This window comes from Actinopolymorpha rutila, from assembly GCF_013407855.1.
GTDB lineage: Bacteria > Actinomycetota > Actinomycetes > Propionibacteriales > Actinopolymorphaceae > Actinopolymorpha > Actinopolymorpha rutila.
Genome location: NZ_JACBZH010000001.1, coordinates 3,461,641 through 3,474,991, shown reverse-complemented (window position 1 = coordinate 3,474,991; position 13,351 = coordinate 3,461,641). Strand labels below are relative to the sequence as shown.

Here is a 13,351-nt window from a genome sequence, read left to right as displayed (position 1 = left end):
GATTCTTCCGCGGAGGAATCCAGCCGGCAGAGAGTGATCTCGTCTAGTTGGTGCCGCTCTGCGGGCCGGGTGCCGGCATCTGGCGCATGTTCCCGCGCATGTTCCCGCGCTGCCCGAGCCCGGCCAGGTCGACGATCCGGACGGCGGTCGAGGTGCCGCCGCTGACCGTCGCGACGACCGCGACCTGCTGGTCCTTCTTGATCGATCCGACACCCTCCCGGCGCGCGTCGACCCTCGTCCTGGCATCCACGACGTAGGTGTGGGTGTAGCCGTCGGTGCTCTTCACCGTGATCGCGGTGGAGCTGACCGACTGGACGCTGCCGCGCTGGCTGGCCACGGTCTGGTAGCCGCCACCCGGCTTGGCGACGACGAACTCACCGTGCAGGGCGCGTCCGGCCATCCCGAGCCCACCGGGTCCGAACCGGCCGGGTCCACCCGGCCGTCCGGGGTGTCGCATGCCGCGTTCCTTCGGTGCCTGCGCCGCGGTCGGCTTGCCGGTCGGCGTGGCCTGTGGCTGTGCCGCGACCTGGGTGTGCGGTCCGGAGGCGTTGTCCGCCAGCGCGATGCCGCCCACCACGAGCCCGGAGACGGTCGCCGCGGCGGCGGCCACCCCGACCACAGTGGTCCGGCTGACAGTGCGTCCTGCAGGGCTCATGTCTGCTCCGTTCGTCGGACGATCCGGCATTCGGGCCGCCTCCCCGCGCAGGCCGTGCGGCGCGGGATCGCGCACAACTATCGGCCCCGAACCTGGGAAACAGCTGAAGAAACCCTGGGAGTTTCGCACCCGGGCGGTGCCGAAGCACGTCGGGGGCGCGGAGCGCCGCACATCCGGCGCGGCCGCGGAGGTGGCGTGCCGATGCGGCATGCTGGGTGGTCATGCGTTCGGTGTACCTGCCCCACGTCGGCTCCTGGGTTCGCTACCTCGACCTGCCCGGCGACTTCCCTGCCCGCGACACCGCCGCTTCCTCGAACTCTTCCGGTTCCCCGGATCCGGTGTTCGTCTACGTCGCCGGTCTCGGCGCGGCGACCTCGGCCGACTTCCCGCACGTGGTCACCCACCCGGCACTGCGGCACCATCGCTCGCTGCTGGTCGACCTGGTAGGCACCGGGTGGAGCGACCAGGCCGACCCCGCGCGGTTCGGGTACACGGTCGAGGAGCACGCCGACGCGGTCGCGGCGGTCCTGGACGCCGACGGGCTCAGCGGCGCCACGGTGGTCGGCCACAGCCTCGGCGGGTCGGTCGCCATCGCGCTCGCCCACCGCCGGCCCGACCTCGTGGGGACCCTCGTCGCCTGCGAACCCAACCTCGACCCCGGCGTGGGCGAGCTCAGCGCGCACGTGGCCGCCCAGACCGAGGAGGCGTTCGTCCGCCGCGGCTACGACGCCCTGCGCGCGGTCGTCGGCCGGGACGAGCACGCCGCCGGCAAGTCGGTGTTCCACGCCACCACCGGACGCTGGACGGCGGTCGGGATGCACCGTACGTCGGTGTCGATGCTGGCCGACCGCGAGCCGACGTTCCGTACGCAGTTCGCACAGGGCAGCATGCCGCGGGCGCTGCTGGTCGGCGAGCACACCACCGGCGTGGACCTGACCGGGCTGGAGCCGGCCGGGGTGGCCGTGCACGTCGTGCCGAGTGCCGCGCACGTGATGACGTACGACAACCCGGCCGGATTCGCGGTCACCATCGCCGCCGCCGTGGAGCAGGCTCACTGAGGACCCGGCCCGGGTACGACCCGCGCTGAGGTAGTCGGCGTGGGCAGCGTCCGGCCCAGCCGGGCGAGCGGGGACACCGCCATCAGCGCCGGAGACAGCAGCATGCCGGCGGCCGTCACCAGCAGGCTGGTACGCAGGTCCCAGCGTTCGGCGAGGAAACCACCCAGCAGGGAGCCGAGCGGGGTCAGCCCCATGCCCACGAACGTGATCGTCGCGGCCGCGCGCCCCTGCAACCCGGCCGGGGTCACGGCCTGGCGGACGGCCATCACGGTGACGTTCACCAGCTGGCCGAAGGCTCCGAACACGAAGTTGACCGCGAGCAGCACGGCGACCGTCGCCGCCGAGGAGCCGTGGAGCGCGGGCACGGCGAGAAACGCGCCGTCCCCGAGCGCCGCCGCGGCGACGAGGACCACGCCGTAGCCGAAGCGGCGCGGGAGGCGGGCGGCCAGCAGGGCGCCTACGAGCGCGCCCGGCCCGACCGCCGCGAGGGTCAGGCCGACGGTGGTTCCGGACAGGTGCAGCACCCGCGGCAGGAACAGCAGGTAGCCGGTCATCGTCGCCGCCAGCCAGAACTGGAAGGCGGCCGAGGCGAGACACACTGTCCGCAGCGAGGTGTCGGCGGCGACGAAGCGGAGCCCTTCCCGGATTCGCCGCCAGATCGGTGAGTGGGTGCCGGTGGGTGTCCCGGTGTGCTCGCCGGCGGGTTCCGGCAGCTGCTCGCGGTGCCGGATGCGCCGGATGGACAGGCACGACACGGCGAAGAACGCCGCGCTGGTCGCGGCACCGACCGGGGCGGACAGCATCGACACCATTGCGCCGCCGAGTGCGGGGCCACCGATCTGCGCGGCCGAGCGGCTGCCCTCGAGCGCGCTGTTGCCCCACACCAGCTGGTCGCGGCGGACCATCCGGGCCAGTGCCGTCTGGTAGGCGACGTCGAAGAACACCGACAGGGCACCCACGGCGAACGCGACGACGACCAGCGCCGGCAGGCCGAGCAGACCGAGCAGGCCCGCGACCGCGGCTGCACCCAGCGCCAGCGCGCGGCCGGCGTCGGTGGCCACCATCACCGTTCGGGTGCGCCACCGGTCCACCCACGCACCGGCGGCGAGGGAGAACAGCAGGATCGGCGCCTGGCCCACCGCGCGGAGCACGCCCAGCTGGCCGGGGTCGGCGTGCAGGGTCAGTACCGCGATCAGCGGCAGCAGCATCAGGGCCGAGTGTTCGCCGAGCTGGGAGGCGGCCTGGCCGGCCCAGAGCCGGCGGAAGTCCCGGTCGTGCCACAGACTCGGGGTGCCGGAAGAAGGCGTGTCGTACGGAGGGCTGGAAGAAGGGCTGTTCGGAGCATCTGCCGCGGTGGGCGGAGCGGCGTACTCCCCGGACGGAGTGGACGGCACGGGTGAAACCCCTCGGTTCGGAAGGCAGCCCGATGTCCGGTGGTGCGCACCGGTGGTTTCGGGCAGCGGAGGATTCGCTGTGCCGCACGTCAGGGGCGGCACGCGCTGACTGGCCGGCATGGTCGGGCGACGAGGTTCCTCGCCACCCAGCGCATGGCGTGCGGCCTACGACGTCAACGCGTGCCCGAACGACCGGGCATGTTCGCAGCTCCTCGAAGGGGTCGCTTCCTGCCCGGGACCCTAACCCAGGCAGTCCACATCGTAACGGGCGGTTTCACCGACCGGTCCCGCTCGGTCAGCCGTGCGCTGTCAACCGCCGCTTGCGGCGTGGTGGTCGTCCCACCAGGGGCCGAGTGCCTGCGCGACGGCGACGAACCGGCCGTAGGCGTCGTCGAGCACTGCTCGCCGAGTGGGATCGGGCACGTGCCGGCGCACGATCCGTACGGTCTGCGCGGTCTCGGCCAGCGAGGGGTACCACCCGACGCCGAGTGCCGCCAGCAGCGCCGCGCCCCGCGCACCCAGCTCCGTACCCGCCGCGACCTCGATCTCGGTGTCCAGGGCGTCGGCGAACATCTGCGACCACACCGCGCTGCGCGCCGCGCCGCCGGACAGCCGGGCGACGTCGGCCAGCGCGAAGCGTTCCCGCAGTGCGTCCACGTGCACCCGGTGGCCGAGCACCACGCCCTCCAGCAGGCCGCGGACGAGGTCGCCGCGCGTGTGCCAGCCGCGCAGGCCGAGGAACGCCGCGCTGGCGGTCTCGCCGTACGGCGACCCGTACAGGAACGGGTGGTAGACGAGCTGGCTCGGACCGGACAGCGCGCCGGCGGCCTCGCGTTCCAGCGTGGCGTACCCCTCGTCGGTCCCGGGCACGCCGAACGCGGTGCGCCACCAGTCCAGGTTGGTGGCCGACGACGCGGAGGTGGACATCGCCAGCCAGCGTCCCGGCTCGACGAACGTACGTGCCTGCCAGCGTTCGTCCACCACGACGTCGGTGCTGACCACCTGGTTGATGCTGAACGTGCCGGCCACCAGGCTGAGCAGGCCGGGTTCGACCGCGCCCAGCCCCACCGCCGTACCGTCCACGTCGTGCGCGCCGGTGACCACCGGCGTGCCGGCGGCCAGGCCGGTGGCATCCGCCCCGGCGGCGTTCACCTCCCCCGCGACCGCGGCGCTGGGCAGCAGCGGCGGCAACCGGTCGGTCAGCCCGCCCAACCCGTACAGGTCGAGTGCCTGCGGCGCGTAGTCCTGGGTATGCACGGAGGTGAACGCGCAGCTGGCCTCGCTGGGGTCGGTGGCGATCGCACCGGTGAGGCGATAGCGCAACCAGTCCTTGCAGAACAGCACCCAGCGGGTGCGGTCGAGTACCTCCGGGTCGTGCCGGGCGAACCACGCCAGCAGCGTGGACGGCGAGCCCGCGTACGGCACCTGCCCGGTCAGATCCAAAGCGCGGCCCCACACCGGGCCGGCGCGCCAGTCCCGCAGCACGTCGTGTGCGCGGGTGTCCATCGCGGTGACCGCCGGGCGCACCGGACGGCCCGCCTCGTCGAGGAGGTACAGCCCGTCGTTGTGGCCGACGATGCCGACCGCGCCCACGCGGGCACCGTTCACCCCGGCGGCGGTCAGTGCCGCGCGGATCGCGGCGACGGTCGCGGCCCACACCTCGTCCAGGTCGCGTTCGACCCAGTTCGGCCGCGGGCTGCGCACCTGCACCCGGGCACTGCCGGCGCCGAGCTCGCGTCCCTCGCGGTCGAAGACGCACGCCTTGGTGACGGTCTGCCCGGCGTCCACCCCGAGCAGCAGGTCGGCTCCCCCGGCCCTCGTCGCGGCCATGCGGGTCAGGCCCAGCCGAGCGCGGCCGCGTTCACCGCCGACGCCACCTGCCCGGTGCGGTGGAGTTCGGCGATCGCGTCGGCCACCAGCCGGGCCGAGCGGGTGTTGGTGGTGTGGGTCTCCCCGCCGAAGTGCGTGGTGAGCGTGACGTTGTCCAGGGAACGCCAGGGGCTGTCGGGCGGTAGCGGCTCGCTGTCGAACACGTCCAGGCCGGCGCCGGCGATCCGGCGCCCGGCCAGCGCGTCGTACAACGCGTCGTGGTCGACCAGGCGGGCGCGGGAGGTGTTGACGAAGTACGCGGTGGGTTTCATCTGGGCGAACTGCGCGGCGCCGACGAACCGCTCGGTCTCCGGGGTCAGCCGGGCCAGCACGTGCACGAAGTCGGACTCGGCGAACACCGTGTCCAGGTCGACCCGGGTCGCGTCGTGGGCGGCGAGCACGTCGTCGGGAACGTAGGGGTCGGCGACCAGCAGCCGTACGCCGAAGCCCTGCAGCCGCCTGGCCAGCTCCCGGCCCACGTGCCCGAACCCCACCAGGCCGACGGTGCTGCCGCCGATCTCGGTGCCCGGTCCGCCGAAGTCCTTGCGCCACTTGCCGGCCTTGACCGACGCGTCGGCGCGGGCCACGCTGCGGCCCTCGCTGATCATCAGGCCGATGGCGAGTTCGGCCACCCCGGAGGCGTTGCGGCCGGCGACCGGCACCACCGCGATCCCGCGGGCGGTGGCCGCCTCGATGTCGACGTTCTCCAGTCCGGCCCGGGCCACCACGACCGCGCGCAGGTCGGGGCCGGCGTCCAGCACCGCGGCGGGTACCGGCGCGAAGTGCAGCGCCAGCGCCTGCGCGTCACCCACGGCGCCGGCGATCTCGGCGGGCACGGGTACGACGCCGGGGCCCTCCTTCTCCATCCGCTGCTGGGCGGCGTGCTGGTCGGCCTTGCCGCCGGCCCAGTCGACGGTACGGACTCCGGCGGGGTCCAGGTCGACGGCCGCGAGGGCCTCGACGTAGGCGGACGCGGGAATGTAGTGGTCGCCGATCACGAGTGTGCGCACGCCCGGAACCTACCCGACCACCGTCGGCCGGCCGTGCTCACCCGTGATCACGCGAGTACGACCACCGCGCGGTCGTCGTCGGTGACCGCGCCGGCCAGGCTGCGTGGGCTGCGTACCGCCGCGGTGCCCCACGCCACCGCCTCGCGCAGCCGGTGGGCGGGCGGGCCGTTCACCGCGAGGAAGCCGGCCAGCAGGTTGTCCCCCGCTCCGACGGTGCTGGCGACCCGAACGGGTTTGCCCACCCGGGCGTGCAGCGGCGGACCGTCCCCGACCAGCACCGCACCCTCCTCGCCCAGGCTCACCAGGACGTCGGTACCGGTGGTCCGTCGTACCTTCGCCGCGGCGGTGAGCACGTCGTCGAGGGTGGGCAGGGTGCCGCCGGTGAGTTCGGCGAGCTCGTCCAGGTTGGGCTTGACCAGCGCCGGCCGCCCGGCCAGTCCCTTCCGCAGCGCCGCGCCGCTGGAGTCCAGCGCGAAGCGCCCGCCGGCCAGGCGTACCCGCTCGGCGAGGTCGGCGTAGAAGTCGTCGGAGACCCCGCGCGGCAGCGTTCCCGCACCGACCACCCAGTCGCCGTGGCCGAGGTGGGCGAGCACGGCCTCCGCGAGCGCGTCGGCCTCGCCCCAGCTGAGGATGGGACCGGGCTCGTTGACCTTGGTGACGACACCGTCGGGGGTACGCAGGGAGATGTTGACCCGCACCGGCTCGGTCACCGGCACAGCGACGTACGACACCGACTCCTCCTCCAGCAGCCGGCGCAACTGGTCGCCCTCGGCGCCGCCGATCGGCAGCACGGCACGCGACCGGACGCCGTTGGCTGCCAGCGCCCGGGTGACGTTGACGCCCTTGCCGCTGGGCTCGACGTGCGCGCCATTCGCGCGGTTGACCGCGCCGGCGACCAGGGAGGCGACGTCCAGGGTGCGGTCCACGCTCGGGTTCGGGGTCACGGTGAGGATCACGGCACTCACGCCCGCACCACGGTGGGGCCGGACGCCTCGACCTCGGCGGCCTCGGCCTCGCCGAGCTCGGTGCCGGTGACCACCACGTCGAAGTCCGCCAGGTCCGCGAACCGGCAGAAGCTGGTCCGGCCGAACTTCGAGTGGTCGGCGAGCAGCACCCGGCGCTTGCCCGCCGCGACCATCGCGGCCTTCACCGCCGCCTCGGTCGGCAGCGGCGTGCTGAGCCCGTGGCCGGCGGTCACCGCGTTGGTGCCGAGGAACGCCACCTCCACCGACAACTCCTCCAGTTGCCGTCGGGCCCAGTCGTCGACGGTTGCGTAGGTGCGCCCGCGTACCAGGCCGCCGAGGCTCCACACGGACAGCTGCGGCCGATCGGCGAGCAACGTGGCGATCGGCAGCGAGTTGGTCACCACCGTGAGCTCTCGGTCGGTGGGCAGCAGGCGGGCCAGCGCCTCCGGAGTGGAGCCGCTGTCGAGGAGCACCGCGCCCTCGGCGGGGAGCTGGTCCAGTGCCGCCCGGGCGATCCGCGTCTTCTCCTCGCGCTGCTGTTCGCGGCGGGTGGCGAGCCGGGGTTCGTAGCCGAGTCGCTCCACCGGGATCGCGCCGCCGTGCACTCGTCTGAGCAGGCCCTGGCGTTCGAGCACGGTGAGGTCGCGCCGCACGGTCTCCTGGGTGACATCCAGCGCGTCGGCCAGCCCGGCCACCTCGACCCGCCCGTCGGCCCGGGCACGGGTGAGGATCTCCAGCTGGCGCTCCTCGGCGTACATCCCGGCTGTCCGACCGAGCCCGAGTCTGTCCGGTCGGTTGTCCGCCTCGACCATCACGCGCCGAGCATGCCGCAAACGCGGCAGCCTGCACAAGGGCGCCCGCATGTTGGTTTGAGTCCGGATTCCTGCGGTTGTGTGTGTTGTCGCTTGACTCTGGTCCGAACCGGGTGGATGGTCGGTGAGCTGCCCGCACTACGGAGGTTCGGACATGAGCGGAGCCACCCACAGAGCCACCCCACCCCTACCCCCACCTGCCGCCGGCACCACCACCCGCCGCACCCTGCTCCGTGGCCTCGCCGGCGCGGCCGGGGCCGGCCTCACCGGAGCCGCACTGTCCGGCTGCTCCTCACCCAAGGACGTCGCCCGGGCCTCCACGAGCGATCCGTGGCGGCAGTTCGCCGGGACCACGCTGAACTTCATCTCCGAGAACACCGCGCCCACCGCGGCCATCGCCGCCAACCTCGCGCCGTTCGCCGAGCTCACCGGCATCCGGGTCAACATCGTGACCCTGGAGCTGACCGCTCTGGTGCAGAAGGTCGCCCTCGACCTGGCCTCGGGCCAGTCGCAGTACCAGGTCATCTACGCCGACCCCTACCAGGTGCTCGCGCCGTACTCCAAGGGCCTGGTCGACCTGCGCGAGCTGGCCGCGGACTCCTCGGTGCCTCATCTGAGCGGCGGGTTCGGCGACTTCATCCCCACCCAGCTGGAGGCGGCGGGCAAGTTCCAGAACGACCACAAGGTCTTCGCCCTGCCCTACGACTGCCCGACGATGATCTGGCACTACCGCAAGGACCTGTTCGACAAGCACCACGACGCGATGTCGAACGACCTGGGCTTCGACCCCACGCCGAGTTCGAACACCACGTGGAACCAGTACGCCGCGATCGCGAAATGGTTCAACGACAAGACCGACGACATCCCGTACGGCACCGGCCACCAGGCCAAGCAGCACGACTCGCTGATGTGCGACTTCTCCAACGTGTTGTGGTCCTACGGCGGCGACTACTTCGACAACGGCAAGGCGGTCGGCAGCCTGGGCACCACCGACCCCGGCAGGTGCCGGCTGGGCAGTGACGAGGCGGCGGAGGCGGCCGCGTTCTACAACCGGCTGCTGGCCTCGGCCGACCCGGCGTCGCGCACCTGGGACTGGGACGGCGTCGGCGCGGCCTTCCGTGCCGGCCGGATCGCGATGTGCCCCAACTGGCACGAGTTCGCCGCCAGCAACGAGGCCACCATGCCGGGCAAGGTCGGCTACGCCAGGCTGCCGAAGGGGCCGGCCCGTTCGGCCAGCCACTACGGCGGCACCGGCATCGGCATCAGCGCCAACACCCTGCCCAACGAACGCCGGGCAGCGTGGCTGTTCGCGGTGTGGGCGACCGCGCCGCGCACCCAGCTCGCCAACCTCAAGAGCAAGGCCGGCGGCGGGACCCCCACCCGCACCTCGGTCTACGAACTGCCGGAAGTACGCAAGGCGGAGAAGAGGCCGTCGGCGATGCCCAACATGCTCACCGCGAACGCCGTCAACGAGGCGTGGAAACCGGCCAACATCGGCCTGCGGCCGAAGATCCCGATGTGGAACGAATGCGACACCGCCATCTACACCCAGCTGTCGCGCATGCTGCTCGGCGACGCCGGGCCGGCGCAGGCGATGCGCGACACCGCCGACCGGATCGACCGCATCGTGGCCCGAGGGTGGGTGAGCTGAGATGAGCGACACCCTCACCGGCGTCTCCGAGAGCGGCGCCCAGCGCACCGGCCGGCGTCAACCCCGGCTTGCGTTCGAGGGACGGCTGATGGCGCCCGGCGTCATCCTGCTGGCCGCCCTGTCGATCGTGCCGTTCCTCGCGATCATCTGGATGAACTTCTCCCAGGTGCGCCTGCTCGGCGGGGTCGCCACCAGCTGGGTCGGCTTCGACAACTGGGTGCGGTTCTTCACCGACCTCGACATGGCCGCCAACTGGCTGCGTACCGCCGCGTTCTTCGTCCTCACCGTCGGCCTGGAGATGGTCGGCGGGGTGGTGCTCGCACTGTGCCTGTGGCGGGTGGTGCGCGGCCGCAACCTCGTTCTCAGCCTCCTTCTGCTGCCGATGTTCGTGGCGCCGGTCGTCGTCGGCCTGCTCGGCAGATTCCTCACCGACTCCACGTTCGGCCTGTACGCCTGGCTGCTGCGCGGCGCCGGCTACACCGGCGACATCCTGGGCGGGAAGTACTCCGCGTTCGCCGCCGTGGTGGCGATGGACGTGTGGGAGTGGACGCCGCTGATCGCGCTGATCACCCTGGCCGGGCTGTCCTCGGTGCCGCTGTCGGTGCGCGAGGCGGCCGCGATCGACGGGGCGAGCGGCGTGCAGTCGCTGCGCCACATCGTGCTGCCGTCCATCTCCAACGTGTTGCTGGTGGCGCTGCTGATCCGGTCGATGGACGCCATCCGCTACTTCGACATCATCTGGGTCACCACCAACGGCGGCCCGGCCGACGCCACCAAGACGGTGCCGGTGCGGCTGTACGAAACGGCGTTCCGGTTCTTCGACCTCGGGTACGCCGCGACGATCGGCCTGGTGATGCTCGCGGTCTCGATCGCGATCGCCCGGATCTTCGTCCGGCTCCTCGACCAGAAGGGACTCACCCGATGAGCGCCACCGCCCCCGCCAGCCCGCTGGAGCGGGGCACGAAGAGCTCCCGCACGCTCGCCTGGGTGCTGCTCGCCGTCGGCCTGGTGTGGACCCTCGTCCCGCTGGTGTGGATGTTGTCGTCGTCGCTGAAGTCCAAGGCGGACGTGACCTCGGGTACGCCGAAGTTCTTCTTCGCGCCCACGCTGGACAACTACCGCAACCTGTTCTCCGGCGCCAACGACCTCACGCCCTATCTCGTGCACAGCATCCTCGCCGGCGGCGCGTCTGCCGTGCTCGCCGTGGCGCTCGGCGCCCTCGCCGGGTATGGCCTGTCCCGCACCCGGATGCGCGGCCGCCGGCACCTGTCGTTCTGGATCATCTCCACCCGGATGGCGCCGATCGCGGCCGTGGTGCTCCCGCTGTTCCTGATCTTCCGGCAGTTGAACCTGATCGACTCGGTGTTCGGGCTGGTGCTGGCATACCTCACCTTCGACCTGCCGTTCGCGATCTGGTTGATGAGCGCGTTCTTCGCCGACGTGCCGCCCTCCCTGGAGGAGTCGGCGCTGGTCGCGGGCTGCTCGCGCTGGCAGGCGTTCTGGCGGGTGGTGCTGCCGCTGACCAAGGCCGGACTCGTGACGACGTTCGTGCTGTGCCTGGTGTTCGCGTGGAACGACTACGCGTTCGCGCTGGTGTTCAGCGGCCCCAACTCCCAGACGCTGCCGATCGCGGCGAGCCAGTTGGTGACACAGACCGGCATCGACTGGGGTCAGCTGTGCGCGATCGGTACGTTCGTGGTGGTCCCGATGATGCTTGCGGGGCTCGCCGTCCGCCGGTGGCTGGTCACCGGGCTGACGCTCGGCGCCGTCACCGGAGAATGAGCTGGAACCATGGTGACGACCGAGCCGGAACTGAGAGGGAGTACGACGATGGGCGAAGCGGTTCCCCCGACCATGCGGGCCGCGGTCCTGCGTTCGGTGAAGGATCTCGCCGTGGAGGAGCGGCCGGTGCCCGAGCCGGGGCCGCGCGAGGTGCTGATCCAGGTGCGCTCGGTGGGCACCTGCGGTTCCGACGTCCACTACTACGAGCACGGCCGGATCGGCGACTTCGTCGTCCGCGCGCCGCTCGTGCTGGGGCACGAGGCGAGCGGGGTCGTGGTGGGGCGCGGCGCCGGCGCCACCCGGCACGAGGTCGGGCAGCGGGTGTCCATGGAGCCGGGCGTGCCGTGTTTCACCTGCGCGCAGTGCCGTGCGGGCCGCTACAACCTCTGCCCGGACATGCGGTTCTTCGCCACCCCGCCGATCGACGGGGCGTTCTGTGAGTACGTCGTCCTGCACGAGGAGTTCGCGCACCCGGTGCCCGACTCCCTCTCCGACGACGCGGCGGCGCTGCTGGAGCCGCTGTCGGTCGGGGTGTGGAGCTCACAGAAGGCGCGGGTCGGCCCGGGCACCCGGGTGCTCGTCACCGGCGCCGGGCCGATCGGGCTGGTCGCGCTGCAGGCCGCGCGCGCGTTCGGGGCCGCCGAGGTGGTGGTCACCGACGTGCTCCCCCAGCGGCTGGAGACCGCGCGGGCGCTCGGCGCGACCACGGTCGACGTCGCCGAGACCTCCCTCGCCGACGCCGGTGTCGAGGCGGACGTGCTGATCGAGTGCTCCGGCTTCGCGCCCGCGATCGGCGAGGCGATCCGGCGGGTGCGCCGGGCCGGCCGGGTGGTGCTGGTCGGCATGGGCGGGGACGAGATCCCGCTGCCGCTGGCGCACGTGCAGAGTTTCGAGATCGAGGTGACCGGGACGTTCCGGTACGCCAACACCTGGCCGACCGCGATCGCCCTGGCCGCCGGCGGCGAGGTCGACCTCGACCGGCTGGCCACCCACCACTTCGGGCTGGACGGCGCCGAGCAGGCGCTCACCGCCCTGGCCCGCGACGAGAACACCATCAAGGCGATGGTCCACCCGTACGACCACGAGGAGGAGTCCCGGTGAAAGCCGCCGTCATCAGCGCACCCGGTGAGGTCAGTGTCGAGAGTGTCCCGGACCCCACTCCGGGACCGCGCGACGTCGTGGTCAAGGTCGCCGCGTGCGGGATCTGCGGCACCGACCTGCACATCCTGGAAGGCGAGTTCGCCCCGACGCTGCCGGTCGTGCCCGGCCACGAGTTCGCCGGTGAGGTGGTCGCCGTCGGCGCGAACGTCACCGAGTTCGCCACCGGTGACCAGGTGGCGGTCGACCCGTCCCTGCACTGCGGGGAGTGCCACTACTGCCGCCGGGCGCGGGGGAACCTCTGCGAGAACTGGGCCGCGATCGGGGTGACGACCGCCGGTGGCGCGGCCGAGTACGCCCTCGCACCGGTGAAGAACTGCTACCGGCTGCCCGACAGCGTGCAGACCGGTGACGCGGCGCTGATCGAGCCGCTGTCGTGCGCGGTCCGCGGGTTCGACGTACTCCCCCGCGTCCTCGCCGACCACTACCTCATCTACGGCGCCGGCACGATGGGCCTGATGATGATGGAACTCGCCAAGCGGGCCGGGGCGGGCAGTGTCAACGTCGTCGACCTCAACCCCAAGCGCCTGGAGACCGCCCGCGAACTCGGCTGCTCGGCCACCGCCACCAGCGCCGACGAGCTCACCGAGGGGTTCCCGCGCGGCTGGGACGTCGTGGTCGACTGCACCGGGGTCGCGGCCGCGATCTCCGACGGGCTGTCCCGGGTCGGGCGCGGCGGGACGTTCCTGCAGTTCGGGGTGGCCGCCTACGACGCGCGGGTGCAGATCGAGCCGTACAAGATCTACAACCAGGAGATCACCATCACCGGCTCGATGGCCGTGCTGCACAGCTTCGAACGCGCCGGCGACCTGTTCGTCAACGGCGCCTTGCGGCCGGACGTGATGATCAGCGACCGCTTCCCGCTGGCCGACTACGCGGCCGCGCTCGAGCAGTTCAAGGCGGGTGTGGGACGCAAGATCCAGATCGTTCCCTGAGCTTCCGCCTGGCGGGCTCGACGTTTCGGCCCGAACGTACGAAGGTCCCGGCACCCCTCGGT

12 protein-coding genes are annotated in these 13,351 nt (G+C 72.3%); 6 read left to right on the top strand and 6 right to left on the bottom strand.

Annotated features, from left to right (window positions below; translation table 11 throughout):
• Positions 1-43 precede the first annotated feature (43 nt).
• A complete protein-coding gene (locus F4554_RS15490) occupies positions 44-655 on the bottom strand; it encodes a hypothetical protein (protein WP_179788026.1) in 612 nt (203 codons plus the stop codon).
• A gap of 221 nt (positions 656-876) precedes the next feature.
• Here F4554_RS15490 and F4554_RS15485 point away from each other — a divergent pair, with 221 nt between their 5' ends.
• Positions 877-1,713, top strand: a complete 837-nt coding sequence (locus F4554_RS15485) for an alpha/beta fold hydrolase (RefSeq protein ID WP_179788025.1) — start codon at positions 877-879, stop codon at positions 1,711-1,713.
• Here F4554_RS15485 and F4554_RS15480 read toward each other — a convergent pair.
• The 5 genes from F4554_RS15480 to F4554_RS15460 all read right to left on the bottom strand — a co-directional run bounded on the left by F4554_RS15480 (position 1,707) and on the right by F4554_RS15460 (position 7,763).
• Complete coding sequence (locus F4554_RS15480) at positions 1,707-3,107, bottom strand: MFS transporter (RefSeq protein WP_337796058.1); 1,401 nt, start codon at positions 3,105-3,107, stop codon at positions 1,707-1,709. The genes F4554_RS15485 and F4554_RS15480 overlap by 7 nt on opposite strands.
• 309 nt (positions 3,108-3,416) lie before the next feature.
• Positions 3,417-4,937, bottom strand: a complete 1,521-nt coding sequence (locus tag F4554_RS15475; RefSeq protein ID WP_179788023.1) for an FGGY-family carbohydrate kinase — start codon at positions 4,935-4,937, stop codon at positions 3,417-3,419.
• 5 nt (positions 4,938-4,942) lie between these two features.
• Positions 4,943-5,986: a 2-hydroxyacid dehydrogenase gene (locus F4554_RS15470; protein ID WP_179788022.1), complete on the bottom strand. Its 1,044-nt coding sequence runs from the start codon at positions 5,984-5,986 to the stop codon at positions 4,943-4,945.
• A 47-nt stretch (positions 5,987-6,033) separates the two neighbouring features.
• Positions 6,034-6,951: a hexose kinase gene (locus F4554_RS15465; protein WP_179788021.1), complete on the bottom strand. Its 918-nt coding sequence runs from the start codon at positions 6,949-6,951 to the stop codon at positions 6,034-6,036.
• The gene (locus tag F4554_RS15460) at positions 6,948-7,763 is read right to left on the bottom strand and encodes a DeoR/GlpR family DNA-binding transcription regulator (RefSeq protein WP_238342003.1); all 816 of its coding nucleotides are present in this window, start codon (positions 7,761-7,763) and stop codon (positions 6,948-6,950) included. The genes F4554_RS15465 and F4554_RS15460 overlap by 4 nt, the downstream gene beginning before the upstream one ends.
• Before the next feature lie 154 nt (positions 7,764-7,917).
• Between F4554_RS15460 and F4554_RS15455 the strand changes: the two genes are divergently transcribed.
• The 5 genes from F4554_RS15455 to F4554_RS33620 are packed head-to-tail and all read left to right on the top strand — an operon-like array spanning position 7,918 to position 13,289.
• Positions 7,918-9,414 (top strand): ABC transporter substrate-binding protein, encoded by a 1,497-nt coding sequence (locus F4554_RS15455; protein ID WP_179788020.1) that lies wholly within the window; start codon positions 7,918-7,920, stop codon positions 9,412-9,414.
• A gap of 1 nt (position 9,415) precedes the next feature.
• Positions 9,416-10,339: a carbohydrate ABC transporter permease gene (locus F4554_RS15450; RefSeq protein WP_179788019.1), complete on the top strand. Its 924-nt coding sequence runs from the start codon at positions 9,416-9,418 to the stop codon at positions 10,337-10,339.
• Positions 10,336-11,196, top strand: a complete 861-nt coding sequence (locus F4554_RS15445) for a carbohydrate ABC transporter permease (protein WP_179788018.1) — start codon at positions 10,336-10,338, stop codon at positions 11,194-11,196. Before F4554_RS15450 ends, F4554_RS15445 begins: the two co-directional genes overlap by 4 nt.
• Positions 11,197-11,244: 48 nt before the next feature.
• The gene (locus F4554_RS15440; protein ID WP_238341313.1) at positions 11,245-12,297 is read left to right on the top strand and encodes an NAD(P)-dependent alcohol dehydrogenase; all 1,053 of its coding nucleotides are present in this window, start codon (positions 11,245-11,247) and stop codon (positions 12,295-12,297) included.
• Positions 12,294-13,289 (top strand): alcohol dehydrogenase catalytic domain-containing protein, encoded by a 996-nt coding sequence (locus F4554_RS33620; RefSeq protein ID WP_179788017.1) that lies wholly within the window; start codon positions 12,294-12,296, stop codon positions 13,287-13,289. Before F4554_RS15440 ends, F4554_RS33620 begins: the two co-directional genes overlap by 4 nt.
• The last annotated feature ends 62 nt before the right edge of the window (positions 13,290-13,351 follow it).

What these genes read in the sequence shown, in the direction of transcription:
- F4554_RS15490 (WP_179788026.1), bottom strand. Translation starts at nt 655, where the DNA reads ATGAGCCCTGCAGGACGCACTGTCAGCCGGACCACTGTGGTCGGGGTG.
- F4554_RS15485 (WP_179788025.1), top strand. Translation starts at nt 877, where the DNA reads ATGCGTTCGGTGTACCTGCCCCACGTCGGCTCCTGGGTTCGCTACCTC.
- F4554_RS15475 (WP_179788023.1), bottom strand. Translation starts at nt 4,937, where the DNA reads ATGGCCGCGACGAGGGCCGGGGGAGCCGACCTGCTGCTCGGGGTGGAC.
- F4554_RS15460 (WP_238342003.1), bottom strand. Translation starts at nt 7,763, where the DNA reads ATGGTCGAGGCGGACAACCGACCGGACAGACTCGGGCTCGGTCGGACA.
- F4554_RS15455 (WP_179788020.1), top strand. Translation starts at nt 7,918, where the DNA reads ATGAGCGGAGCCACCCACAGAGCCACCCCACCCCTACCCCCACCTGCC.
- F4554_RS15450 (WP_179788019.1), top strand. Translation starts at nt 9,416, where the DNA reads ATGAGCGACACCCTCACCGGCGTCTCCGAGAGCGGCGCCCAGCGCACC.
- F4554_RS15445 (WP_179788018.1), top strand. Translation starts at nt 10,336, where the DNA reads ATGAGCGCCACCGCCCCCGCCAGCCCGCTGGAGCGGGGCACGAAGAGC.
- F4554_RS15440 (WP_238341313.1), top strand. Translation starts at nt 11,245, where the DNA reads ATGGGCGAAGCGGTTCCCCCGACCATGCGGGCCGCGGTCCTGCGTTCG.